This window comes from Mucilaginibacter sediminis, assembly GCF_051903035.1.
Lineage (GTDB): Bacteria > Bacteroidota > Bacteroidia > Sphingobacteriales > Sphingobacteriaceae > Mucilaginibacter.
This window is the reverse complement of record NZ_CP170602.1, coordinates 6504359-6528609: the sequence shown is the minus strand read 5'-3', so window position 1 is coordinate 6528609 and position 24251 is coordinate 6504359. Positions and strand designations below refer to the sequence as shown.

Annotated in this window: 26 protein-coding genes; 12 read left to right on the top strand and 14 right to left on the bottom strand. The window is 41.6% G+C overall.

Translation table 11 applies throughout. From position 1 onward, the window contains the following. Positions 1–42 precede the first annotated feature (42 nt). A complete protein-coding gene (locus tag ACFGVS_RS27115) occupies positions 43–930 on the top strand; it encodes a 1-aminocyclopropane-1-carboxylate deaminase/D-cysteine desulfhydrase (RefSeq protein ID WP_439696348.1) in 888 nt (295 codons plus the stop codon). 78 nt (positions 931–1008) lie between these two features. Here ACFGVS_RS27115 and ACFGVS_RS27110 read toward each other — a convergent pair whose 3' ends face one another. The 5 genes from ACFGVS_RS27110 to kduI form a co-directional block, all read right to left on the bottom strand. Beyond that, positions 1009–1464 (bottom strand): nuclear transport factor 2 family protein, encoded by a 456-nt coding sequence (locus tag ACFGVS_RS27110; RefSeq protein ID WP_439696347.1) that lies wholly within the window; start codon positions 1462–1464, stop codon positions 1009–1011. A 33-nt stretch (positions 1465–1497) separates the two neighbouring features. After that, entirely contained in the window at positions 1498–2283 is a 786-nt protein-coding gene (locus ACFGVS_RS27105) for a DUF4350 domain-containing protein (RefSeq protein ID WP_439696346.1), read from the bottom strand. Positions 2284–2441: 158 nt separating this feature from the next. Then, positions 2442–3470: a LacI family DNA-binding transcriptional regulator gene (locus ACFGVS_RS27100; RefSeq protein WP_439696345.1), complete on the bottom strand. Its 1029-nt coding sequence runs from the start codon at positions 3468–3470 to the stop codon at positions 2442–2444. Between the two features lie 111 nt (positions 3471–3581). Continuing rightward, positions 3582–4397, bottom strand: a complete 816-nt coding sequence (locus ACFGVS_RS27095) for an SDR family oxidoreductase (protein ID WP_439696344.1) — start codon at positions 4395–4397, stop codon at positions 3582–3584. A gap of 25 nt (positions 4398–4422) precedes the next feature. Beyond that, a complete protein-coding gene (gene kduI / locus ACFGVS_RS27090) occupies positions 4423–5262 on the bottom strand; it encodes a 5-dehydro-4-deoxy-D-glucuronate isomerase (protein WP_439696343.1) in 840 nt (279 codons plus the stop codon). 328 nt (positions 5263–5590) lie between these two features. On the opposite strand from kduI, the gene ACFGVS_RS27085 reads away from it, so the two are divergent. The 3 genes from ACFGVS_RS27085 (at position 5591) to ACFGVS_RS27075 (ending at position 9283) form a co-directional block, all read left to right on the top strand. Next, entirely contained in the window at positions 5591–6934 is a 1344-nt protein-coding gene (locus tag ACFGVS_RS27085) for an OmpA family protein (RefSeq protein WP_274209430.1), read from the top strand. 383 nt (positions 6935–7317) lie between these two features. Continuing rightward, positions 7318–8649: an L-lysine 6-transaminase gene (lat, locus tag ACFGVS_RS27080; RefSeq protein WP_439696342.1), complete on the top strand. Its 1332-nt coding sequence runs from the start codon at positions 7318–7320 to the stop codon at positions 8647–8649. 196 nt (positions 8650–8845) lie between these two features. Next, the gene (locus ACFGVS_RS27075; RefSeq protein ID WP_439696341.1) at positions 8846–9283 is read left to right on the top strand and encodes a hypothetical protein; all 438 of its coding nucleotides are present in this window, start codon (positions 8846–8848) and stop codon (positions 9281–9283) included. Between the two features lie 78 nt (positions 9284–9361). Here the strand turns inward: ACFGVS_RS27075 and bshB1 are convergent, their stop codons facing one another. Genes bshB1 through ACFGVS_RS27060 form a run of 3 tightly spaced genes read right to left on the bottom strand, consistent with a single transcriptional unit; the run spans position 9362 to position 11134 of the window. After that, a complete protein-coding gene (gene bshB1, locus ACFGVS_RS27070; protein WP_439696340.1) occupies positions 9362–10081 on the bottom strand; it encodes a bacillithiol biosynthesis deacetylase BshB1 in 720 nt (239 codons plus the stop codon). 13 nt (positions 10082–10094) lie between these two features. Continuing rightward, positions 10095–10595, bottom strand: a complete 501-nt coding sequence (locus ACFGVS_RS27065) for a glutathione peroxidase (protein WP_090652795.1) — start codon at positions 10593–10595, stop codon at positions 10095–10097. Positions 10596–10597: 2 nt separating this feature from the next. Beyond that, on the bottom strand, positions 10598–11134 hold the full coding sequence (locus ACFGVS_RS27060; protein ID WP_255369930.1) for a DUF4294 domain-containing protein: 537 nt from the start codon (positions 11132–11134) through the stop codon (positions 10598–10600). Between the two features lie 186 nt (positions 11135–11320). On the opposite strand from ACFGVS_RS27060, the gene ACFGVS_RS27055 reads away from it, so the two are divergent. From ACFGVS_RS27055 to ACFGVS_RS27030, 6 genes are all read left to right on the top strand, one after another. After that, positions 11321–13543 carry a RelA/SpoT family protein gene (locus tag ACFGVS_RS27055; RefSeq protein ID WP_090652793.1) on the top strand — a complete coding sequence of 741 codons (2223 nt, stop codon included), beginning with the start codon at positions 11321–11323 and terminating at the stop codon, positions 13541–13543. A 149-nt stretch (positions 13544–13692) separates the two neighbouring features. Further along, on the top strand, positions 13693–14160 hold the full coding sequence (locus ACFGVS_RS27050) for a Fur family transcriptional regulator (RefSeq protein ID WP_090652792.1): 468 nt from the start codon (positions 13693–13695) through the stop codon (positions 14158–14160). A 2-nt stretch (positions 14161–14162) separates the two neighbouring features. After that, positions 14163–14456, top strand: a complete 294-nt coding sequence (locus tag ACFGVS_RS27045) for a DUF6922 domain-containing protein (RefSeq protein ID WP_090652791.1) — start codon at positions 14163–14165, stop codon at positions 14454–14456. Beyond that, entirely contained in the window at positions 14411–15043 is a 633-nt protein-coding gene (locus tag ACFGVS_RS27040; protein WP_274209434.1) for a nucleotidyl transferase AbiEii/AbiGii toxin family protein, read from the top strand. Before ACFGVS_RS27045 ends, ACFGVS_RS27040 begins: the two co-directional genes overlap by 46 nt. After that, on the top strand, positions 15043–16320 hold the full coding sequence (locus ACFGVS_RS27035; protein WP_090652789.1) for an adenylosuccinate synthase: 1278 nt from the start codon (positions 15043–15045) through the stop codon (positions 16318–16320). Before ACFGVS_RS27040 ends, ACFGVS_RS27035 begins: the two co-directional genes overlap by 1 nt. A gap of 98 nt (positions 16321–16418) precedes the next feature. Continuing rightward, on the top strand, positions 16419–17681 hold the full coding sequence (locus ACFGVS_RS27030; RefSeq protein WP_439696339.1) for an anthranilate synthase component I family protein: 1263 nt from the start codon (positions 16419–16421) through the stop codon (positions 17679–17681). 13 nt (positions 17682–17694) lie between these two features. Here ACFGVS_RS27030 and ACFGVS_RS27025 read toward each other — a convergent pair whose 3' ends face one another. The 5 genes from ACFGVS_RS27025 to ACFGVS_RS27005 form a co-directional block, all read right to left on the bottom strand. Next, on the bottom strand, positions 17695–18420 hold the full coding sequence (locus ACFGVS_RS27025; protein WP_439696338.1) for a YqjF family protein: 726 nt from the start codon (positions 18418–18420) through the stop codon (positions 17695–17697). A gap of 123 nt (positions 18421–18543) precedes the next feature. Then, on the bottom strand, positions 18544–19347 hold the full coding sequence (locus ACFGVS_RS27020; RefSeq protein WP_090652787.1) for a M48 family metallopeptidase: 804 nt from the start codon (positions 19345–19347) through the stop codon (positions 18544–18546). A 5-nt stretch (positions 19348–19352) separates the two neighbouring features. Beyond that, entirely contained in the window at positions 19353–20000 is a 648-nt protein-coding gene (gene plsY, locus ACFGVS_RS27015) for a glycerol-3-phosphate 1-O-acyltransferase PlsY (protein WP_274209435.1), read from the bottom strand. A 129-nt stretch (positions 20001–20129) separates the two neighbouring features. After that, positions 20130–20975: a carboxylating nicotinate-nucleotide diphosphorylase gene (nadC, locus tag ACFGVS_RS27010; RefSeq protein ID WP_274209436.1), complete on the bottom strand. Its 846-nt coding sequence runs from the start codon at positions 20973–20975 to the stop codon at positions 20130–20132. 259 nt (positions 20976–21234) lie between these two features. Continuing rightward, positions 21235–21633: a DUF4783 domain-containing protein gene (locus ACFGVS_RS27005; protein ID WP_439696337.1), complete on the bottom strand. Its 399-nt coding sequence runs from the start codon at positions 21631–21633 to the stop codon at positions 21235–21237. A 187-nt stretch (positions 21634–21820) separates the two neighbouring features. On the opposite strand from ACFGVS_RS27005, the gene gpmI reads away from it, so the two are divergent. Both gpmI and ACFGVS_RS26995 read left to right on the top strand, forming a co-directional pair. After that, positions 21821–23344 (top strand): 2,3-bisphosphoglycerate-independent phosphoglycerate mutase, encoded by a 1524-nt coding sequence (gene gpmI / locus ACFGVS_RS27000; RefSeq protein ID WP_274209438.1) that lies wholly within the window; start codon positions 21821–21823, stop codon positions 23342–23344. Continuing rightward, positions 23331–23891 carry a hypothetical protein gene (locus ACFGVS_RS26995; RefSeq protein WP_439696336.1) on the top strand — a complete coding sequence of 187 codons (561 nt, stop codon included), beginning with the start codon at positions 23331–23333 and terminating at the stop codon, positions 23889–23891. The genes gpmI and ACFGVS_RS26995 overlap by 14 nt, the downstream gene beginning before the upstream one ends. A 58-nt stretch (positions 23892–23949) precedes the next feature. Here the strand turns inward: ACFGVS_RS26995 and ACFGVS_RS26990 are convergent, their stop codons facing one another. Next, positions 23950–24249 carry a type II toxin-antitoxin system HicA family toxin gene (locus ACFGVS_RS26990; RefSeq protein ID WP_177183934.1) on the bottom strand — a complete coding sequence of 100 codons (300 nt, stop codon included), beginning with the start codon at positions 24247–24249 and terminating at the stop codon, positions 23950–23952. Positions 24250–24251 lie beyond the last annotated feature (2 nt).

Below are 24251 nucleotides of genomic sequence, written 5' to 3'. Positions count from 1 at the left end.
TTAAGCGTAATATTGCAATAGCATTAAGGGCAGGTTATTTTTATGAATATTGATCTCGAAATTTTTAGTCCGGTACATCAAATTGCAAATCCGTTGTTTGATGCAGACAAGGTTAAAGTTTTTTTGAAACGGGACGATCTCATTCATCCCATGATATCGGGCAATAAATGGCGTAAGCTTAAATACCTCCTCAAATCGGCTCAAAACCAGCACAAAAGTCACTTGGTAACATTTGGCGGGGCGTATTCCAACCACTTACTGGCAACAGCAGCGGCGGCAGCTAAATTCGGCTTCAAATCTACAGGTATTGTGCGCGGAGAAGAAGTTGACAACAATACGTTGTTTTTATGCAAACTACACGGCATGCAACTGGTATTTACCGATAGGGAGAGCTATCGTGATAAACCCGCATTATTCCAAAAATATTTTAGCGATAATGAGCTGGCATTTTTTATTGACGAAGGTGGCTCGTCTGCAGAAGGTGCCCAGGGCTGCGCCGAACTGGTAAACGAACTAACCGACAGCTACGACCATATTTTTTGCGCCTGTGGCACCGGAACCACTGCGGCGGGCATTATTAACGGATTAATCAACCATCAACTTACAACAAAATTTAACGCGATACCCGTTTTTAAAAACGGAGGCTTTATCAGGGATGAGATTAACCGGTTTTTAACTGCTCCTGCCGATTATGATCTGCATACCGACTACCATTTTGGCGGATACGGCAAAGCGACTGACGAACTTATCGATTTTGTAAAGCAGTTTGTTGCCGCCACCGGCATTGTTATAGAACCTGTATATACCGGTAAAATGATGTATGCTTTATACGACCTGATTGGCAAGGGGCATTTTAAACCCGACAGTAAAATACTGGCCATCCATAGTGGCGGCATTTGGGGATTATTGGGAATGAAGGATAGATTTTAAGAATAGATGGCTAAGAAATCAACTATCGTCATTGCGAGGTACGAATAATTTATGCTTTTAAGAATCTAAAAACTATCCTCACGGCACCTTAACCGCCTGCCGGGCCAGCAATTGCCATTCTTTGCCATTTTTCACCCAAACCAACAAAACACCCAGCTTAACGGTGCCCGGGCCTTTGCCCGCATCGTTGGTGGCTGCCGATAGTAGGTGCCTAACAATAGCCGTGTTGCCCGATATGGTAATTGTTTGCCCTGTAAAGTCAATAGCTGTAAAAACCGATGCGCCGCTGGTAAAGCTGTGTATAAACTCCTTTTTGTTTTGCACTTTACCACTGGAGTGACCGTAACTCAAGCTGTCGGCCGCTATTTTATCCAGGGCCACGCTATCGGCGCTTATCATTACCTGGCGTAAGCGTTCAACTGCATTGGCAACATCTTTAATATGCGGGGTTTGTTGGGCATCCGCGGCCACTGGGGCAATAACACTCATAATTATCAAAAAAAACAGGATTTTAATGGCGTTAAATATTTTCATAATTATTTAATTGGGTAAACACAGTTGTCTATTTTATTTTTTAACCCGGGCTAACAACCAGGCCGATATATCATTTGCGGCCTTATCATTTTCATATCCGGCCGGTAAACGTCCGTTGGTATATTCATTGTAAAGCCATGGGTCGGCAATGGCCAGTACCGTTCCCTTGCCAAATTTTGCCTGGGCTATTAGGGTTATTCCATTTTTTACCAAAGCAGGCTTTGCAGGAGCATTGGTAGTTATGGAGCAAACATCTTTCATAAATATCTTTTGCGCGGTTTTAAAAAGCGGGTTGCCGGCGGTTATAATAGCGCCGTCCTCAAAATGGCTATCGTCAATTACATGATTTTGCAGGTCGTTATTAAAATTCATTCCGAATTTATTGGCCAGTATGTTAAAGTGAGGCAGCTCGACATTGGCGCTATCATTTGCAAGCATCACCAATACGCCACCGGCCTTTACCCATTGTGCAACAACACCGGCGTCCTGTTCGGTTATGTAGTTGGGCTTGGGGCTCTCTTTTTTAGTATCAGGGTCAACAATAATATAAATGGCGGTTCCTTTTAAATTATCTGCCGTAGGAGCAGCCGGAAGCGAATCTAAAGTAGCGCCACATCTTTTAAAAGCATCGCCCCAAATAGAATAACCGGTATTTTCTTTTTCGTCCCATAAATAATGGAACCGCTTAGTCTCGCCTGAAACGGTATGCACTTCGCGGTTAAAATAGTAATCTAACCGCACAACCTGTGCTGTTGCTTTATAGCCCTGGCAAAGCACTAATACGCCTACTAAACCCTTTACAAATAACCGGTAACGCATAATTATGAAATTTAAAAGCCAATATAGACACAAAATATAACTGGTTTTCAAATGTATTGCCGAACAGACAATTTTATTCAATACAATAACGAAATATTTACTACATCGATATAGTTATGGAGAGCTTAGAGCGGAACGCATAAATCCAAGAAAAGAATTTACGGAGCAGATGAATCGCGGATACAAACCTGGGTAGGTAAAACAACAGTTTCAAATTCGGTTACAGGCCTGCGGCTCTCAATCAAACTGATAAGCATTTCAGTGGCTTTTTTACCTATCTCAAACCCAGGTTGATACACCGTACTCAGCGATGGGTTTAAAACATCGGCCAATTGGGTATTGGTAAAACCCAACAGGGCTATATCGCCAGGTATTTTAAAGCCCAGTTTATGCAATAACATCAGGGTTGTGGTAGTTATCCTGTCAGATGCGGTGAAAATAGCATTGGGGCGATTGGGCGAAAGGAGTAATTCGTTGAGCGCATTTTCAATCTCGATGAGGTCTTTACCACCATGAAGGCAATACTTTATAAAACCATCGTTTTGCTCCATGTTGTTTTGGGCAAGGGCAGCCTGGTATCCTTTTAAACGCTCGGCAGTTATAGATACATTTACAGAACTTGTTATATGTGCAATTTTGCGATACCCGGCCTCAATTAATGATTGTGTTGCTTTAAAAGCGCCCTGAAAATTATCGGCAATTACTTTGTGGGTATCTATTTCGTCGCTTACACGATCAAAGAAAACAATGGGCAGGCCCTTTTCGTGAAGATCTTTAAGATGGGATACATCGGCCGTTTCTGTTGACAGCGAAATGAGCAAACCATCAATTGCGCGGTACATCAAATGGCTTACGTTTAATTTTTCAAGCTCGTACGATTCATGTGTTTGGGTAATAAACACATTGTAGCCGCTGGCGTGAGCAACAAACTCGATGCCGTTAATAACCTGCGAAAAAAAGTGATTATCGATGGTAGATACAACTATGCCCAAGGATTTGCTGCTGCCCTTTTTTAAGCTTCGGGCCATGTGATTGGGCTGGTAGTTAAGCCTTTTTGCACATTCACGTACAAGCGCTTTGGTTTTTTCGCTTATTTCATAACTATCCTTGAGCGCTTTAGATACCGCAGATGTGGAAATCCCCAGCTCTTTAGCAATATCCTTTATGGTAACAACCGCGAAATTCATATCCCTTTTAGCTTTAACGGCAAGTGTAGTTACAATTGTAATTCATTGCAGTTAACAAACGTAAAATAATTGAGATAAAATTTCGCGATAAAGAGAAGTGCGATCAAATTGTTACACGCCGCCAAAAATAGAAAAACCGCCATCTACACAGATCATGGACCCGGTTACAAATTTAGATGCATCGCTTAGCAACCATATCAGCGCGCCAATCAGTTCATCCGGGTGGCCAAAACGTTTAAACGGCGTTTGTTTTATCACCAGTTGGCCACGGTCGGTATAGCCGCCTTCGGGTTTGGTGAGCAGATTCCGGTTTTGCTCGGTCAGGAAAAATCCCGGCGCAAGGGCATTCATCCTGATGGCATCGCCGTAACGGTTAGCCAACTCAACGGCAAACCATTGGTTATAACAATCAACAGCTGCCTTACCTATATTGTAGCCCAATACCTTGGTAATAGCCCGCTTTGAATTCATCGACGAGATATTAACAATGCTACCCTTGCCGGTTTGCGCAATAGCCTCGCCAAATACCTGTGTGGGGATAATGGTGCCCCAGGTATTTAAGTCCATTACGGTTTTCATGCCGGCTATATTCATTTTAAAAACATCCTCATCGGGCTGTAAAACGCCTTGCGGCATGTTACCCCCTGCCCCATTCACCAGGCCATCCAGTCTGCCAAATGTATCCATCAGTTTGGTTTTAGCGGCCTGCAGTTCTTCCTGGTTTAAAACATCGGCAACCAATGCCACCGCTTTGCCGCCATTTTGGTTAATAGCGTTGGCTCGCTCCTCGGCTACCTGGGCGTTGCGACCCAAAATACCTACGGCGCCGCCTGCTTCAACAATACCATTTATAAAGGCGTTACCCAATATGCCCGTGCCGCCCGTTACTACGATTACCTTACCGGCTAAAGAGAAATTATTTTCCAATGTATATTATTTTTATTGATGATGATTACCTGAGGTCTGTAATAGCAATAGGATCCATATCGGTATAATCCAGGTTTTCGCCCGCCATACCCCATATAAAGCTGTAGCTTGCTGTACCGCTACCCGAGTGAATGCTCCAGGGCGGCGATACCACGGCATCGTAATTATTCATGGTGATGTGCCGGGTCTCGTTGCCCTCGCCCATATAATGGAATATCTTCTGCCCCTCGGGCACATCAAAATAAAAATAGGCCTCCATGCGGCGATCATGCACATGCGACGGCATGGTGTTCCATACGCTGCCGTCGTGCAAAATGGTAAGGCCCATAACCAACTGGCAGCTTTTGGTGCCTTCCAGGTGTATGTATTTATTAATAGTACGATGATTGGCTGTTGATGCCGAGCCAAGTATAACTTTTACCGCATCAGCATGGGTTAACAAGGTTGTTGGGTACGTTGCATGCGCCGGCGCCGAAAGCAAGTAAAAAACTGCCGGCTCATTACTATTTTTACTGGCAAAATGCACACTTTTAGTGCCCTTGCCAATGTATAGGCAATCAAGTTTCTTCACATCATAAGTAATGCCATCGGCTACTACAACTCCATCACCGGCTACGTTGATAATCCCTATCTCGCGGCGCTCTAAAAAATACTCCGCACGCAGGTTTGGATAATTTGGCAGCAGCAATTGAGTATCTGTAGGGTTGGCAAAGCCAACTATCATACGATCATAATGAGTATAGGTGCAGTTGATTTTACCCGGTTGTACCTGGTTATCTATCAAAAAACGCGAGCGTATGGTAGCGGTATCATATCGTTTAAAATCTTCCGGATGTACACTTTGTATTACTTTCAATGGTATCATGTATTAAGGTTAATCCATGCAATTCTACAACCCGCGTTATTAATTAAAAAGATATCCCTCGCTTATTTTTACTTCAACGTTGTAGTAGCACTGGTAAAGTTATAAATATTATCATTGGCCGTAGTTTTAAAACCAGTACGGATTGTATGAATGCAATAATTATAGGCCCATAAAATCCGCAAAATACTTTTTTCAAAAAAATATATCCCCTTAATAATTAATATTTTAAATAAAATATTTCTATAGCAGAAAACTTTTTTCAAAAAAATGAGTTTTTAGCATTAAATCATTAAGATTCTTAATGATGTTTTATTAATAAATTAAAACTATGAACTATTCTACATTAAAGAAAACAGTCGGATTATCATTTGCTTCTTTGATGGTTGTAGGTATGGCTAATGCCCAAACCGATTCCACCAAAACCGCAACTACTACAACAACCACGACTGAAGCCTCTACTGCCAAGGTATTTGGTGGTATTGGCCAGTACAACACATTCAGTATTGGTGTAAGCGCCGGTATAACTGATGGGCTTGTTCCGTTTACCATTAACACAACAAATAAGTTTAAAGTTGATTTGGGTTATGGATTGTATTTAAGGCAGCAGCTATCGCACACTTTTAGCTTGCAGTTAGATTATTTAGGCGGCAAGGTACACGGCATTGATAAAGCCGGTACTGAAAAATTTGGCATTACCGAATACAAAACCAGTTTTAACTCCGTGGCTTTAAGCGGCGTGTTCAACATTGCAAGTGTTAGCTTTTTACATCGTAAAAACAGTGTTAACTTTTATGGTTCCGCAGGTTTAGGTTTAGATATGTACAAACCTAAAATGTATGTTACAGATGCAGGTACTACAGTAAATGACCCTTACGGACATACGGTAAAAGAACTATATGCCCCTGTTGGCGCGGGTGTAAAATTCAGGTTATCTGATGCAGTTGCCCTGAACTTAGGATACACCGTTAGCTTTGTACAGGGTTATAATGTTGCCGGTAAAAGCACGTATCCAACCTTTAGCCATTACTCTTATACGTACGGTGGTTTAGAGTATACTTTTGGCCCGAAAACAAAACAGAACCTAACATGGGTTAACCCGGTTGCTCAAATGTATGATGAATTGTACGATGCAGCTTTACGCCAGGAAGTTGAAGCTTTAAAAGGCCGCGTTACCAATGTTGAAACTGCGGTTAGCGACCTGAAAAAAGATTCGGACGGTGATGGCGTTGCCGATCAGTTTGACAAATGCCCTGGTACTGCTGCAGGTAGCGTAGTTGATGGTTCTGGTTGCGTTATCGTATTCCCTAAACCAGATTCATCTGCATTAGCAGCTCATACTGCTGCCACAGCTTATTCAAACATCCAGTTTGAATTTGACAGCTCGGTATTGCGCACCTCATCTTATCCTGTTTTGGATGCCACATCTGCCGATTTGCGCGCTTCTGGTAAAAAGGTGGAGGTTGATGGCTTTGCATCATCTGAAGGTACTGCCGCTCACAACATTGCGCTATCAAAAGATCGTGCTAACTCGGTAAAAACTTACCTGGTTAACTCTGGTGTTGATGCCAAGAAAGTAAAAATCAAAGGCTATGGCGAAACTATGCCAATTGCCGATAACTCAACAGAAGAAGGACGTGTATTAAACCGTCGCGTTCAGTTTAAACAAAAATAATTTTCAATTAAACATGAAAACGCAAAAAGCCCCGGGAGTCCGGGGCTTTTTGTGTTTTGATACAATTTAAAGATTTTGCCGACTTGACAATTTTTTTGTAAAATAAGGTATTTACCACTGTCCCTAAATATTCAAACAGATTATATCATAAATTAAAAACGCACATCCAACAGTATTGCCCTTACGCTATTTCAGGCAGATTGAAATAGGATTAAACAAATTAAAATCAAAAAAAAGCAACTTATCCCGCTATACTATTTTTGGCTTTGGTACAAAAAGTAACTTTAAACAATTTAAACATACTTTTTACCCAATCGGTTCAAAAACCGCCTAAATTTTGTTTTTGAGGGCTTTTTTGTAGATTTGTATAAACCAAAATTGATATGTACAATCTACTTGTTTCACCCCAAAACGTTCAGGCTTCATTACAGAAGCACGTACTTGCCGATGGCTTCGACCTCACTTTTGACATGGAAAAAAGCAAGGGCGTATATATTTATGATTCAAAAAATGATAGGACACTCCTTGATTTTTTTACCTGCTTTGCTTCGGTTCCATTGGGCTACAATCACCCCAAAATGGTGAACGACGAAGAGTTTAAAAAAAACCTGATGCTGGCGGCATTAACCAACCCATCCAACTCTGATATATATACCACTCAGTACGCGCAATTTGTAGAAACATTTTCAAGGATTGGTATACCCGATTATTTGCCGCACGCTTTTTTTATAGCTGGTGGTTCATTGGCTATCGAAAATGCCTTAAAAGTTGCCATGGACTGGAAGGTGCAAAAGAATTTTGCCCGGGGGTATACAAAAGAACGAGGGTTTAAAGTGATCCATTTTGAGCACGCTTTTCATGGCCGGTCCGGCTATACCCTTAGCCTTACCAACACAGTGCCCAATAAAACCAAATGGTTTGCCAAGTTTGACTGGCCAAGAGTATCGGTACCGTATATGAATTTCCCCTACAGCGACGCTAATCATGAAGACTTGCTGCAACGCGAGCAATTGTCTGTAGCCCAAATCAGGAAAGCTTTTGAGGATAATAAAGATGATGTTTGCGCTATTATTATTGAACCGGTACAATCAGAAGGTGGGGATAACCACGTACGCAAGGAATTTTTAGAAAAGCTGCGTGAGCTTGCCGATGAATACGAAGCAATGTTAATTTACGATGAAGTGCAAACAGGTGTTGGCCTTACCGGCAAATTTTGGTGCCATGAGCACTTTGGTCCCAAAGCCCGGCCAGACATTTTGGCTTTTGGCAAAAAGATGCAGGTTTGCGGCATATTATGCAGTAACCGGGTAGACGAAATTGAGAACAATGTATTCCATGTTTCATCGCGCATTAACTCAACCTGGGGCGGTAGTTTGGTTGATATGGTAAGGTCATCAAAAATAATGGAAGTGATTGAGGAGGATAACCTTTGCCAAAATGCCGCAGAAATGGGCGATTATTTACAAAATCAACTTAGCGAAATTTCGGCCAGGATGCCCGTTATCAGTAATGTACGAGGTAAGGGCCTGCTTACAGCCTTTGATTTCCCTGACAAAAGCAAGCGCGATACCTTCATTAACAAGGGATTAGATAATAACATCATGTATTTAGGCTGTGGCGATAAGAGCATTCGCTTCAGGCCGGCGCTTATTATCGAAAAAAATCATATAGATACCGGGCTTGAAATGCTGGAGAAAATAGCCAAAACATTATAATAGGTCGTATTATAAACCAAAGGATCGCTACTCACAGTGAATGCTGTTTAGTATTTAATATATGTTTTGCCAATTGTTAGCACAAAAAGAGCTGAAATATTAACATAAACAACTTTTTTACCAAAATACGCTATATTTTTAATTATTATTCCAGTTAGATTTGACAATTCCTGTTAGAATTCAAATCTAGTTCATCATGAGCAAACATATAGAGAAATTAAAAAAACAACTTGTTGAGGTAGCAGAAGTTGTTAACTCATTTCAGTCAGAAGCTGTACAGGTACGAATCATCGACAGACTACTGGACGTAATGATTGAGTCGGAAAAGGCGGATGCCGATGGATCTGAAATTTTTAGCAAAAAAGGGCGTAAAATGCGCCCAGACGATGAAAATTTTGCTATTTCGGGTCGTAAAAAGCCAGGGGCAACAAAGATATTGAACCAATTATTAAGTACCGACTTTTTTGATACTCAACGTTCCATCTCATCAATAGCCAACTATTGTAAAGAGCAGTTTGATTCGGATTTTAAAACTTCGGAGTTATCCGGTATCCTTTTAAAACTGGCAAACGAAAATAAACTGAGGCGAGAAAGAAGCAATGAGAATAATCGTTTTGAATATATCAAAGCTTAAATATTTAAACCAATATTATAAAATAAGCCAATATCTTAAAAAGACATTGGCTTATTTTATTTTCAGTTAAATAATATATTATTTTAAAGCAAATAAATTATCTACCCCTAAAATTTTCCTGCTGGTATAGCCTTCTGCATATTTAACACCAATACTTTTACCAAATTCGCTGGCACGGGCTGCAACCACATTTATAAATTCGGGGGTTGATATGTAGGTTTGGGGCTCATTTTCCCATTGAGGGTTGTAAAACTGCGAACCATAAGCATAAATACTCTCTACCTTTTTATCCCAATATGCGGTGATGTCAATTAAAACATCCGGTTTTATATAGTTATCCTGTATAAAGTGCAACACCAGGTTTGGCCGCCACGCCTGCTGCGGTTCTCCTTTTTCAAAAGTTTCTATTTTACGTAAGCCCGATAAAAATGCCGATGCCTCTACCAGTTCGTTGGCGCGGCCATGATCTGGATGCCGGTCATAGTAGGCATTGGTTATTAAAATTTCCGGCTGATATTTGCGGATTGCCGCAATTACCTGTAATTGATATTCGCGCGTATTTTCAAAAAAACCATCAGGAATAGCCAGGTTATCCCTTACCGACAGACCTAATATTTCGGCGGCTGCGGCGGCTTCCTGCTCACGTATATCGGCCGATCCCCTTGTACCTAATTCGCCGCGGGTAAGGTCAACAATACCCACCTTATAGCCCATGGCAATGTGTTTTAAAATAGTGCCCGAGCATCCAAGTTCGGCATCATCGGGATGTACCGATAAAACTAAAATATCTAATTTCATTATAGTGTTTGTGTTAACGAGCGGCTGCCAAAAGGCGTTCAATCTTTTTCCGGATTTTTGAAGATGTTGGCTTGGTAAAAGGAAAATAAAAGTCGGTAACGTGCCCTTCCCTGTCAATCAAAAACTTGTGAAAATTCCACCTCGGTACCGACTTAAGTTTGCCGTTTGCTTTCTTATCAGCAAAAAACTGGTATAACGGGTGTGCAAAAGGCCCGCGGACCCTTATTTTATCAAATACCGGGTAGTTGGCACCAGCATTTTCGCAAAAAGCAGCAATAGCGGCGCCTTCCAAAGGCTCCTGTCCTCCAAAATCATTCGATGGAAAAGCGAGTATCTCGAAATCAGCATCCTTAAACTGATCTTTCAGTTCGGCCAGATCTTTAAGCTGCGGTGTAAAGCCGCATTGAGAGGCGGTATTAACAATTAAGAGTACTTTATTTTTATAAGCCGACAGGCTAATATCATCACCGTTTAACTTTTGAACGTTAAACTCGTAGACGCTTGTGTTATCCATTATCAGTAGTTAGTGGAATTATATCCGGCCTGGGTAAGTATGGCCTCGATATCTCTCTGCTCGTCTGGGTCGTAAGTTTCTTTAAGGTTGTGGCCAAATATACTGGCTACAGACTGAAACATAAATGCCTTAAAACCACCTTTAAGTTCTTTTACCATGGTGTAGCTTGTTTGCCCGGTTTCGCGGTCAATCAATTTAATCAGAACTTCACCCTGACTAATTGTCAGATTTTTAATTTCCTTATTGAACAATGTTTTAATTTCGGTTTCGCAGTTTCCTATTAATTCTTTCTGCTTCTTTTTATCGCCGGTTAGCGCCAGATCCCGCTGTAATTTTGCGTACCGCTGGCCTGCAAAACGTGCGTAAGGCAACACTTTCATTACGTTATAACGCAATCGGCGGTAATTGTCCCTATCGGCATCATTAGCAAATATGCGGGTATCTACAATTCTTATTGGCGGGCAAACTACCCATGGTATCAGTTCTCCGTCAACATCGGTTACGGCCACCCTTATGGTATCATTTTTGCCTAATATCATAGGTGCAGGTTTATCTGTCTGAGCCCTTACCTGGCTCACTAAGCAACAAAACATCAACAGAAAACCAATAAATTTCATATTTTTACTTAAAACAAAATTAAAGGAAATTTTTGTGGTATTTTAATATAATCTGTAATAATAATTTTCAATTACAAGTTTATCTTATTAATACCGCCTATAGCATATATGAAAGAGATAGAGATTGATCTGGAAGCCGAGAAGAATGAGATACTAAAAAGATATCGTGCATTGTTGCGCGCCTGTAAATCGACCCTGCAAAAGGGTGATAAACGCATGATACGCAAGGCGTTTGACATGGCACTTGAAAGCCACAAAGATATGCGCCGTAAAAGCGGCGAACCCTATATATACCACCCTATTGCAGTTGCCCAGATAGCCGCCGAAGAGATTGGTCTGGGCACTACATCAATAGTATGCGCCCTGCTGCATGATGTGGTAGAAGATACCAATATGACGCTGGACGAAATTGAGATGGAGTTTGGTAAAAAGGTGGCCAAAATTATTGACGGCTTAACTAAAATATCGGGCGTATTTGATACCAACAGCTCGTTACAGGCCGAGAACTTCCGTAAAATGCTGCTTACCCTGGCCGATGACGTACGGGTAATACTCATAAAACTGGCCGATAGGCTGCATAATATGCGCACCATGGAGTTTATGCCGCGCGATAAGCAGCTTAAACTATCCTCAGAAACCGTTTACCTGTATGCCCCCCTGGCACACAGGCTGGGTTTATATGCTATAAAATCTGAACTGGAAGACCTATCCATGAAATACATGGAGCGCGAGACTTACCAGTTCATCAAAAAGAAGCTGAACGAGAAGAAAGCTGAACGCGAGCGCTTTATCCGCGATTTTATTGAACCTGTTAACAAGGCGCTGCAGGCCCAGGAAATTCATGCCGATGTGTTTGGCAGGCCAAAATCTATCCACTCCATTTGGAATAAGATGAAGAAAAAATCTATCCCCTTTGAGGAGGTATATGATCTTTTTGCCATTAGGATAATTTTAGATAGCGCCCCCGACCAGGAAAAAGCCGATTGCTGGAAGGCCTACAGCATAGTTACCGACCAATACCGCCCCAACCCCGACAGGCTGCGCGACTGGATATCGTCGCCCAAAGCGAACGGGTACGAATCATTGCACACCACCGTTATGGGCCCGCGCGGGCAATGGGTTGAAGTACAAATACGTACCAAACGCATGAACGAGATTGCCGAGAAAGGTTTTGCCGCGCATTGGAAATACAAGGAATCATCAACCGATAGCGGGCTTGATCAATGGGTTCAAAAGGTAAGGGATATGCTTAAAAACCCTGACACTAACGCCCTGGATTTTATCGACGATTTCAAGATGAATTTGTTCAGCGATGAAATTTTTATTTTTACCCCAAAGGGGGCGCTTATACAATTGCCGCTTAATGCCACAGCCCTGGATTTTGCATTTGAGATACATACCGACGTAGGCGCCAGCTGTATCGGCGCCAAAGTAAACCATAAACTGGTGCCCCTTAGCTATAAACTGCAAAACGGCGACCAGGTAGAGATCATCACCTCGGGCAAGCAAACCCCCAAAGAGGATTGGCTGAATTTTGTGGTTACTGCAAAGGCTAAAGCCAAAATAAAATCGGCCTTAAAAGAAGAAAAACGTAAAGTTGCTGAGGATGGGAAAGAGATATTGGAGCGTAAAATGAAATCGCTTAAAATCACTTATAACTCCGAAAACCTGCACAAACTGAGCTACTTTTTCAAACTGCAATCAACCCAGGACCTGTTTTATAACATTGCCAAGGGTGTGATAGACATGAAGGACCTGAAAGAATACCAGGCATTTGAAAAAAACGTTGAAAACAAGCCCCAGGACAAAATTGAACAGGAGCAAGTTCAAAACCTTATCCGTAACCTGAAATCGAAAGACGCCGACATGCTGCTGATTGGTGAGGATATGCAGAAAATTGACTATAAACTGGCCAATTGCTGTAACCCTATCCCCGGCGATGATGTGTTTGGCTTTGTTACCGTAAGCGATGGCATTAAAATACACCGCACCAATTGCCCGAATGCCGCGAAGCTGATGGCCAATTATGGCTACCGGATTGTGAAGGCCCGCTGGACCAACCAACAGGAGCTCGCATTTTTAACTGGTTTAAGAATAACCGGAATTGACGAAGTTGGGTTAATCAATAAACTTACCACCGTAATATCAACCGATTTTAAGGTAAATATCCGCTCCATTACCGTTGATAGTGATAACGGTATTTTTGAAGGATCGATAATGGTTTACGTAAACGATACCAATCACCTTGAAAACCTGATCAAAAAAATAAAACTGATTAAAGGCGTTACCGGCGTCAATAGATTTGATTCGGTGATTGAAAAAGCTTCTTAAGGTGGGGGAGTGAGTGGTTGATTGAGTTGATTAGGTTAACTTATTCAAGCAATCAAACTCAATCAACTTATTCAACCCAATGCAACTTAATCAACTTATTCAACCAATAAACCAAATTATTAATAACTTTGCCTGCTTAACAGACCATTATGCCCCAACCGGATACTATAGCATTGGTTAAAAAAATTTTTGAGGCTTACCTTGAGAATAAAAACCTGCGCAAAACGCCGGAGCGTTTTGCAATACTCGAAGAAATTTACTCGCGCTCAGATCACTTTGATGTGGAATCTCTTTATATCCACATGAAAAATAAAAAATACCGCGTTAGTCGTGCAACGGTATATAACACACTTGAACTGCTGGTATCATGCGACCTGGTAACCAAACACCAGTTTGGCAAAAACATGGCCCAGTTTGAGAAATCATACGGCTACAAACAGCATGACCACATCATTTGCATCGACTGCGGTAAAGTAGTGGAGTTTTGCGACCCGCGGATTCAGCAGATACAGAGCATGATGGGCGACATTTTAAAATTCGATATTAAACACCACTCGCTAAACCTTTATGGTAACTGTGCCAAATTACGTGAGGGCAATTGCGACAGAAGGGTATAATCATGGACAAACCTATTTTAAGCAAACAGGCATTTTGGGATGTGGATATGGATAGTATTGACTATGAAAAGAATGCGGCGCATGTTGTGGAAAAGGTTTTAGAACGTGGCAAAGAACAAGACTTTAATAACCTGATTAAGTTTTACGGGTTTGATAAAGTAGGCAAACTGGCTTTGCAGGCTTTATGGCTTTCAGATATGAGCATAAACTTTTGCTGTACCTTGTTTAAGGTAACACCTACCGACTTTAAATGTTACGAGAAGAAACAGTTGAACCAGCAACACTGGAACTTTTAAGAAAAATTGTTTCATTGCCTGAATTAAAACAATTCAGGTTGGTTGGCGGCACAGCACTTTCTCTGTTATATGGCCATAGAAAATCAATAGATCTCGATTTTTTTTCAGACCGACCTCTTGAAAAAGACATTTTAGTAGAAACCCTTGAAGATAATTTTGGCCGTATTAACACTGTAAATGACAGAACTAAATCAATCTATCAGTGTATCATTCAGGACGTAAAGGTCGATTTTGTTTCAGTAAGAGATCCTTTTTTAAACCCCATCCAATTTATAGACAATATACCGTTTGCCGATACCAAAGATTTGATAGCTTTGAAGCTCAACGCTGTGAAAGGCAGAGGTGTTAAAAAGGATTTCTGGGACATCGCCAAACTTTTGGAGTTTTACACATTCGAAAATCTTTTTCAATTTTATCATGATAGATATACATATGATGATACCTTTGCGGTCATAAGATCAGTGATTTACTTCGCTGACGCCGAAAATACAATATCTCCCGAGTCATTAGATGGTATGACCTGGGATAAAGTAAAAACCACCATCGTGAAAGCATTTGACGATTATTATAGAAATATTAGAAATTAATGGCTGTTGACGTATTATTAGGCCTCCAATGGGGCGATGAAGGTAAAGGAAAAATTGTTGATGTGCTTAGCGCAGGTTATGACCTGATTGCACGTTTCCAGGGCGGCCCTAATGCCGGGCATACTTTGGAGTTCGATGGTAAAAAATTCGTGTTGAATACTATTCCTTCAGGTATATTTTTTGAAAACACCATGAACCTTATTGGTAATGGCGTAGTGATTGACCCTATCACCCTTAAAAAAGAAATAGATAAGCTGAAAGATGCAGGGCACGACCTGTTAGCTAAAAAGAACCTGCTGATTGCAAAAAAAGCACACCTGATACTACCTACCCATCAATTGCTTGATGCCGCATCTGAAAAGAAAATGGGCGAAGGTAAAATCGGATCGACTTTAAAAGGTATCGGTCCTACTTATATGGATAAAACCGGCAGGAATGGGTTGCGTATAGGCGATATTACCCTACCCGATTTTAAAGAGCGTTACCAGAAACTGGTTGACAAACATACGGCAATGCTTACCGCTATGTATGGTGAGGTAGCTGATTTTTCTGAACGTGAGCAATTGTTTTTTGAAGCTATTGATTTTCTCAAACAATTCCCATTAGTTGATTCGGAGCACCTGGTGAACGACTATATTAAAAAAGGCAAAAAAGTTTTAGCAGAAGGCGCTCAGGGGGCCATGCTGGATATTGATTTTGGAAGTTACCCGTTTGTTACTTCGTCAAATACTACAGCGGCCGGTGCATGCACCGGTTTAGGAATAGCCCCACAGCAAATTGGCGATGTGATAGGTATTTTTAAAGCTTATTGTACCCGTGTTGGCGGCGGCCCCTTCCCTACCGAACTGGAAGACGAAACAGGCGAAGAATTACGCCGTATAGGCCACGAATTTGGCGCAACCACAGGCAGGCCCCGCCGTACCGGATGGATTGATCTGCCGGCTTTAAAATACGCTATAATGCTTAATGGCGTTACCCAACTGGTAATGACTAAAGCTGATGTATTAAGCGGTTTTGATAAAATTTACGCTTGTACCCACTATAATTATTTAGGCGAAACTATCGATTACATGCCTTATGATATCTGCTCGGTAAGCCCGGTGCCGGTTTTGAAGGAAATTGATGGCTGGAACGAAGATTTAACAGGTATCACCGAATTATCTGAAATACCTGCCAAACTGCAATCATACATCGATTACCTGGAAGCAGAGCTGGGCGTACCAGTAAAATATTTATCTGTAGGACCTGACAGAAAGCAGACATTGGTATTGCATTAATATTGATCACAACGTTTGTATATTAACAAACCTCAGCATCATCGTATAAAAAGACCGGTTACCCGGTCTTTTTTCATTTACTTGGTTATTTTTGCAGGGTGATAGTACAGGTAGATAATCTGCAAAATTTCAAGCTTAAAGCTCTGCAGTGGGCATCATCATATAATTCGGTATGCTACCTTGACTCGAATGGTTTTGATGACCCATACACCAAATTTGACACACTGATAGCCATTGGCAGCAAGGCACAAATAAAAGCAAGCGCAGGTTCTGCGTTTGGTGACTTACAAAACTTTCGTGCAGATAATCCCGGTTGGCTTTGTGGTTTTTTGGGCTACGATCTGAAAAACGAGGTGGAAAAATTATCCTCACAAAACTTAGATGGCCTCAACTTTCCAGACCTATACTTTTTTGCGCCGGTACACCTGATTATTATCAAAGGCAATAAAGCGGAGATTATTAGCGACGAACCTGAACATGTTTTTAGCTGTATTGATGAGCAGGAGCCAATTACGAATGGTGATGAACCGTCAATAAATTTAAAAAGCAGGTTTACAAAACAGGAATATATTGATGCAGTAACCGCCATCCAGAAACATATTACACGGGGCGATATTTATGTAACCAATTTTTGCCAGGAGTTTTATGCTGAAGATGTACATATTGATCCTTTGAGCGTATTTACGCAGCTTAATAATGTTTCCCCCAATCCGTTTTCCACTTTTTTTAAGTGGAAAAACAATTACATATTGGGCGCCTCGCCCGAACGCTTTTTAGCCAAACGAGGCAGTAAACTCATATCGCAGCCCATCAAGGGCACGGCCAAAAGGCATGACAATTTGGAGGCTGATGAACTGGTTAAACATGAACTACGAAACCATCCTAAAGAACTACAGGAAAATGTAATGATTGTTGACCTTGTACGCAACGATCTTACCAAATCGGCCAAACAGGGAACGGTTAAAACTGAAGAGCTTTTCGGCATTCACAGCTTCCGCCAGGTACACCAGATGATCTCAACCGTAGTATGTGAGTTACGTGACGACTTATCTGCCATACAAGCCATTAAAAACACTTTCCCCATGGGCAGCATGACCGGTGCGCCTAAAATAAGCGCCATGCAATTGATGGAACAATACGAACGAAGTAAGCGCGGCGTTTACTCCGGCGCGGTAGGCTACTTTGCTCCGGATGATGATTTTGATTTTAACGTAGTAATCAGATCGCTGCTTTACAACACTGATAACGGATACTTATCATTCCATGCAGGGAGTGCTATTACCTACCATGCCGACGCAGAGAAGGAGTATGAGGAATGTTTATTGAAAGCCAAGGCGGTGCTGGAGGTTTTGGGAGAATAGCATCCGTACTTTACTATTTTACCACAATCTTGTCTCCCATCCTCACCCTAATATCCGATCCAACGGCAAAAAAAGCCGAAACCGGCTCTTTCTCTAAATAAGGTTTAAATGCCTCGCCATATAACCCTGCTACATCAGCATCAAAAACATAATCTTTAACGTTACCTGTTTGCCACGACACATGTTCAACCTGGTATTCCATGGTGCTTGTAGCCGAAAGCTTATTGTATCCCCAATAATGTTCAAAAATAAATTCTTCGCTACTGCCTGGTGTTATATCCAGCAGTTGATTGCTGGCTGTTGCCCCAAGCTTATTCCATTTGCCTTTAAACTTCCACTCATATAAAAATTGAGTATAATCTCCAGCTTCCGCTATGCTGTGACGCATGGGCATAGCAGTATAATGCTCCTTATATAAATTATTGGCGATGACTGCGATTAACGGCTTAGGTACTATTTCACTTACAAAAACGGCCCCGCGCTTCCATTCTGTTCCGTTAAAGTACTTTACATAAAAACGAAGATTCACCTCCTCAAAATCTACATGCCATGGCCATTTGATGCCCAGCACCTTTGTATCTAAAAACATAAAGCCTACCATACTCACCAATGCTTTGCCCTGCCATAAGTCAAGTTCGGTGCCGGGTGGTAAATAGGGATCAAGAATAGTGGGATCCACCTCGTAATTTATCATTACCAGGTTTTTCCATTGCGCTTTTAAGAATTGCGGTTTGGGCATTTTGGTGAGGGGTGAGTGGTGAATTGGTGAGTGGTCAGTTGTGAGCGGTGAGTAGTGAATTAACAGCTATTGAATGTATTTCAACTAACTACTCACCATTCACCACTCACCTCTCACCATTCACTATTTTTTATAATACTTCATAGCCTCGGGTATAAGGTTTTGAATATTGGCTATGCGGGTGGCGTCAGCAGGGTGAGTACTCAAAAACTCGGGTGGCGACCCTCCTTTATTCTGAGCGGCCATCCGTTGCCAAAATGCAATGGCACTATGCGGATCATATCCGGCCATGGCCATAAATGTTAATCCCAAACGATCTGCCTCTGACTCCTGCGCACGCGAATAGCTTAATAATTTTAATTGAGTACCAACCCCATATAAAGTACCTATGGCCGATTGTGTAGCTTGTGACTTATCAGCTGTGGCTGCGCCTACTAAAGCACCACCGCCCTGCACCAACATTTCCTGCGAAATCCGTTCGGCAGAGTGCCTGGCAATAGCGTGTCCAATTTCGTGGCCCATTACTACAGCCAGGTAAGCATCGGTATTGGCTACCGGCAGTAAACCACTATATACAGCTACTTTACCGCCAGGCATACACCATGCATTTACTTCAGGGCTCTGGATCAGGTTAAACTCCCATTTAAAGGTGTATTGATCGCCATAGCCGTTATTTTTCAAATAGGTTTCAATAGCTACAGCCAGGTTATTGCCTATCCGTTTTACACGTTGGGCATCGGTTCCGCTGTTAATTACTTTTGTTTTAGGATCTGATAATAGTTGGCTGTAGCTGGCAGCAGCAGATTGATTTACTTCGGCGTCACCCACCAGGCTTAATTGTTTGCGACCGGTAAGTGGCACTGTTGAACAGGAGAACAGTGCAATAACCATAGTTATTGCTAAAAATGCAGACAGGAATTTTTTCATAATGATTAGGCAGCTTTTTTCTTTAAAAAATTAACTTTCGATTCGGTGCCCTTTAATAAGCGTTCGATATTTTTTTGATGGGTTACCAAAATTAGCAAGCAAATACACATCCCGTATATAACAACCGACCTTATAGAGGTAGGGAACACAAACGAAACGCCTATAGGATATGTAAAAGCCGCGGCAATTGAGCTAAGCGACACATACTTTGTAAGCAACAACACCACCACAAACACCAACACGCACAATAAAGCGGCGTGCAAATGTATAGCCAAAATCATTCCAAATAAAGTAGCAACGCCTTTGCCACCCCTAAAACCGGCAAATATCGGAAACAAGTGACCCATAACCGCAGCCACACCTAAAGCCAGTGCGTAATTCATATAGCTTGCAGAATTGTAAGGCCCGGTGGTAGAAACACCGATAAAGAAAGCAAGGTTGGTAGCTGTCCATCCTTTTAAGATATCAAGCAGCATTACAGGAATACCGGCCTGTTTGCCCAATACCCTAAAGGTGTTGGTTGCCCCTGCGTTACCGCTGCCATACTCCCTTACATCAATATCATAAAACGCCAGGCCGATCCAAACAGCCGTTGGGATAGACCCGCAGAGATAAGCAAGGATGAGCGCCGAAACTGAGTATACGTTGATCATTTACCTGCAATATTACAAAATTGATACCGTACTAAAACTCTAATCATAATTTAAACGCAGTGCTTTAATAGCCAGATTTTGACAGCCCGGCTTTAACTCAAATGTTTACAACAACGATAAACAATTAATTTACTTAACAGCCTTTAAACTAAGGTCGAGGCTTTTTACCGAATGCGTGAGCGCACCAACAGAGATATAATCAACTCCGCAATCAGCATATTCGCGTATAGTATCAATTGTTATACCACCCGATGCCTCGGTTATAAACCGGCCATTAATAATATTAACCGCCTGCCGCAGTTCGGCGAAGTTAAAGTTGTCTAACAAGATACGGTTTATGTTGCCGGTTTGCAATACCTCTTCCAACTCTTCCAGGTTACGCACCTCAATTTCGATGGCAAGTTTTTTATGATGATCTGAAAGATACTGATTTGCACTTTCAATAGCTTGCCGTATACCACCGGCGTAGTCAACATGATTGTCTTTAATCAATATCATATCATACAAACCAAACCGATGATTTACACCGCCACCTATTTTTACGGCCCATTTTTCAAGATAGCGCAAGCCTGGTGTTGTTTTACGGGTATCTAAAACTTTTGTATTGGTGCCTTTCAGCAAATCAACTATCTCGTTGGTTTTTGTAGCAATTCCCGACATTCGTTGCATACAATTCAGTACCAAACGCTCGGCAAGCAGGATGCTGCGGGCACTGCCTTCTACCTCAAACGCTACATCCTTATACTTAACAACAGCGCCATCCTGCAAAAAAAGGGTTACTTTAAGGTTAGGGTCTACTATTTTAAATATCTCAATAGCTAATTCGACACCGGCTAAGATGCCTTCATCTTTTACCAAAAGTTGTGCTTTGCCTGTAGTATCGGCAGGAATGGTTGATAAGGAAGTATGATCACCATCGCCAACATCCTCTTTTAAAGCATTAATTATAAACTGGTCAACAAGTTCTTTATCCAAGATAATTACTTTTTTAAGCCCCAAAAGTAGTGATTTTTCAGATGTGCAGATGAAAAGATAATGTGCAAATTTTAGATGTGCAGATTTCAAATTCCAGATGTGCAGATGAATATGTCTGAACCCTAATTAAGCGGATTTATTAGATTCCCGGATTTTTTACGCTGGATGACATCTGATTAATCCATTAATCTGCGTAATCGCCGTTCAGAAAACAATCTAATCATACAAAAAATCATCTGCATATCTGAAATTTGCACATTTACTTCACCTTCTCGTCCTCAATTCCCAATTCGATGATGCGCATGGTGCCGCCAACATCTTTTAGGGTAAAGGCAATGCGGTATTCCTGTTTATCGGCGGTGGTTAAAATATATACGCCAAGCTGAATGCTGGCGCTGGAGTTCACTTTGTGTAGCAACTTTATTGTTTGTGGCTTATGCTTAGTAAAAAAATCGCTGAGCACCGATGTGGCCTGGTTTTGCGGATATGATTGTTCTTCGGCCATCACCGACATCTCTACGATTGGGGCAAACAGCTTACCAATTTCTTTACTGTTACCCTGCTTTATCAAATTAGCCACATTATCCATGGCGTCGGCCGCTACCCTGCCGGGCATCAGCAACAAAATTAAAAACGACGACAGGTAAAGTAACTTCATATCATAAATACGTGAAAAAATGGTTTAAAGTTACATTTGACAAAAAAGAGATGATTTTTTCTGCTCAATGTTCAAGATATAACTGTTTTTGCCTTCAATTATTATCTTAACAATCAGCACGGTTTAAGTATAAATCTAAATTCAAAATTTATAGCCATAAGTACATTGTTGCATTTATATTTGCAATGTGGAAAATAAAAAAAAACTCGCATTAATTATCCTCGATGGCTGGGGTTACGGCCGTAACGATCAATCGAACGCTATACTTGCCGCCAACACTCCTTTTGTTGACATGATGCTGCAAACTTATCCAAACTCCAAACTTGAAGCTTCGGGTATGGCGGTAGGTTTGCCCGCCGGGCAAATGGGCAACTCCGAAGTTGGACACATGAACCTTGGCGCAGGCCGGGTAGTTTACCAGGAATTAGGCCGCATTCATAAAGCGGTTGATGATAACGAATTACCCACCATTCCGGTTTTAAAAGATGCTTTTGAATACGCCAAACAAAACAATAAGGATGTTCACTTCATCGGTTTAGTATCTGATGGTGGTGTACACTCACACATCAGGCATGTAAAGGGCCTTTGCGATGCAGCAAAACAGCTGGATGTAAACAATGTATTTATTCATGCTTTTTTAGACGGACGCGATACCGACCCTAAATCGGGCTTAGGTTTTATAACTGAACTGGAAGAACATATAGCGGGTACGTCTGCACAAATTGCCACTGCCATAGGCAGATATTATGCGATGGACCGCGATAACCGCTGGGAACGCGTTAAACTGGCTTACGACCTTATGGTTAAAGGTGAAGGTGAAGCCACGCAACACATCACCGACCTGATCAAAAAATCATACGAAGAGGGTGTTACCGACGAATTTATAAAACCAATAGTTAGGGTTGATGCCGACGGTAAGCCTTTGGCTGTTATAAAAGATGGCGATGTTGTTATCTGCTTTAACTTCCGTACAGACAGAGGCCGCGAGATTAGCCTGGCGTTAACCCAAAAGTCGTTCCCGGAGTATAACCTGCACCCGTTGAATATCCGTTACATCACTATGACGCCATATGATGAAACATTTAAAAACGTACAGGTAGTTTTTAATAAAGAAGACCTGACCAAAACATTAGGCGAAATTTTGCAGAATGCAGGCAAAACGCAGATCCGCATTGCCGAGACCGAAAAATACCCACACGTAACTTTCTTCTTCTCTGGCGGACGCGAGCGCGAATTTGATAACGAAAAACGCTTGCTGGTGCCATCGCCCAAAGTGGCAACTTATGATTTGCAGCCAGAGATGAGCGCGGCAGGCATTCGCGATGCTATCATTCCTGAACTGGAAAGCGGCTGGCCTGATTTTGTTTGCCTGAACTTTGCCAATACCGATATGGTTGGGCACACCGGTGTTTTTAGCGCCGTTGTTAAAGCAGCCGAGACTGCAGATGCCTGCACAAAAGCGGTTGTCGAGGCTGGTTTAGCCAATGGATATAGCTTTATCATCATTGCCGATCACGGTAACGCCGACTATATGATTAATGATGATGGCACACCAAACACCGCCCACACCACCAACCTGGTGCCATGTATCATAATAGACAAAGATGTAACCCACGTAAACGATGGTAAACTGGGCGATATAGCACCTACCATTTTAAAAATACTTGGGGTTGATATCCCCGCGGAAATGACCGGTAATGTATTGGTATAAACTGAAACTAACTTATAATGCCACCCTGTTGGGTGGCATTTTGCTTTTATTGGGTTTGCAAGCCTGCAGGCCCGATAAAACGCAATCAAACGGTACGCTTAAGTATTTTGATATAGCCGGGTATTTTAAAGGTGATACTGCCAGGCTAACCAAACTAAATCCACAGGTTGATAAAACCGTTACCCACAACGGCGTAACAGAAAACAAAACCGTACAAATTGCCAACTGGGGGCAGGAATTTAATCTCTTCATTCTTTCAGACATTAACCGCCCGGCCTGGAAAAACAGTTACAGTGTTTTAAACACCGATTCGCTTATTATTTACCGGGCCAAAACACCCGATTTGCGTACAACCGAGGTTATGATAAAAAAAGTGGGGGATAACGTAAAATGGATTGTAATATTTAACCATACTAAAAACCTGCTTTACGAAACCCACGAAAAATTAAGCTACTTTCCAGATTCGGTTTACCAGATAGAGAAATCGCAGCAGGTGAGATTGATGGGGAAGAATTTATATAGGATAAGAGGAGTATTGAAACGTTGAAATCGATTTTAGTTTGCAAACGATTGTGAAATCTCTCATTACACAAGGTAAATGGTAATTAATCGGAAACCTTCTTATTTATCAACTCAAATACTTTGAGACTTTTTCTGTTCACTATTTTAGTGCCTTCTAAAATATCAAAATAGTCATCCTTACTGTAGGGAAACAATCTTAAAAGATTCTTGACAATAAATTCGGGAATAGGATCTATGTGATTTTGAAAAACGATAGGTCTGTTCAAATCCGCTCGGGTATACTGGCAATGCCCTTTTTCATTCTTCTTAAACTGACAAAGTGCTAATTCTAAAAAAGATTCAAATTGAGATATTGAAATATTACGCAAATGACGAGTACTCATTT

Bases quoted from the DNA above. Each gene is read 5' to 3' on its own strand.
- ACFGVS_RS27045 (WP_090652791.1), top strand. From the start codon at position 14,163: ATGGACAAACCTATTTTAAGCAAACAGGCATTTTGGGATGTGGATATG.
- ACFGVS_RS27105 (WP_439696346.1), bottom strand. From the start codon at position 2,283: ATGCGTTACCGGTTATTTGTAAAGGGTTTAGTAGGCGTATTAGTGCTT.
- ACFGVS_RS27075 (WP_439696341.1), top strand. From the start codon at position 8,846: ATGAGCAAACATATAGAGAAATTAAAAAAACAACTTGTTGAGGTAGCA.
- ACFGVS_RS27025 (WP_439696338.1), bottom strand. From the start codon at position 18,420: ATGCCCAAACCGCAATTCTTAAAAGCGCAATGGAAAAACCTGGTAATG.
- ACFGVS_RS27005 (WP_439696337.1), bottom strand. From the start codon at position 21,633: ATGAAGTTACTTTACCTGTCGTCGTTTTTAATTTTGTTGCTGATGCCC.
- ACFGVS_RS27020 (WP_090652787.1), bottom strand. From the start codon at position 19,347: ATGAAAAAATTCCTGTCTGCATTTTTAGCAATAACTATGGTTATTGCA.
- ACFGVS_RS27060 (WP_255369930.1), bottom strand. From the start codon at position 11,134: ATGATATTAGGCAAAAATGATACCATAAGGGTGGCCGTAACCGATGTT.
- ACFGVS_RS27110 (WP_439696347.1), bottom strand. From the start codon at position 1,464: ATGAAAATATTTAACGCCATTAAAATCCTGTTTTTTTTGATAATTATG.
- ACFGVS_RS27055 (WP_090652793.1), top strand. From the start codon at position 11,321: ATGAAAGAGATAGAGATTGATCTGGAAGCCGAGAAGAATGAGATACTA.
- ACFGVS_RS27065 (WP_090652795.1), bottom strand. From the start codon at position 10,595: ATGGATAACACAAGCGTCTACGAGTTTAACGTTCAAAAGTTAAACGGT.
- ACFGVS_RS27035 (WP_090652789.1), top strand. From the start codon at position 15,043: ATGGCTGTTGACGTATTATTAGGCCTCCAATGGGGCGATGAAGGTAAA.
- ACFGVS_RS27050 (WP_090652792.1), top strand. From the start codon at position 13,693: ATGCCCCAACCGGATACTATAGCATTGGTTAAAAAAATTTTTGAGGCT.
- kduI (WP_439696343.1), bottom strand. From the start codon at position 5,262: ATGATACCATTGAAAGTAATACAAAGTGTACATCCGGAAGATTTTAAA.
- ACFGVS_RS27040 (WP_274209434.1), top strand. From the start codon at position 14,411: ATGTTACGAGAAGAAACAGTTGAACCAGCAACACTGGAACTTTTAAGA.
- ACFGVS_RS27115 (WP_439696348.1), top strand. From the start codon at position 43: ATGAATATTGATCTCGAAATTTTTAGTCCGGTACATCAAATTGCAAAT.
- plsY (WP_274209435.1), bottom strand. From the start codon at position 20,000: ATGATCAACGTATACTCAGTTTCGGCGCTCATCCTTGCTTATCTCTGC.
- ACFGVS_RS27100 (WP_439696345.1), bottom strand. From the start codon at position 3,470: ATGAATTTCGCGGTTGTTACCATAAAGGATATTGCTAAAGAGCTGGGG.
- ACFGVS_RS26995 (WP_439696336.1), top strand. From the start codon at position 23,331: ATGTATTGGTATAAACTGAAACTAACTTATAATGCCACCCTGTTGGGT.
- ACFGVS_RS26990 (WP_177183934.1), bottom strand. From the start codon at position 24,249: ATGAGTACTCGTCATTTGCGTAATATTTCAATATCTCAATTTGAATCT.
- lat (WP_439696342.1), top strand. From the start codon at position 7,318: ATGTACAATCTACTTGTTTCACCCCAAAACGTTCAGGCTTCATTACAG.
- bshB1 (WP_439696340.1), bottom strand. From the start codon at position 10,081: ATGAAATTAGATATTTTAGTTTTATCGGTACATCCCGATGATGCCGAA.
- ACFGVS_RS27085 (WP_274209430.1), top strand. From the start codon at position 5,591: ATGAACTATTCTACATTAAAGAAAACAGTCGGATTATCATTTGCTTCT.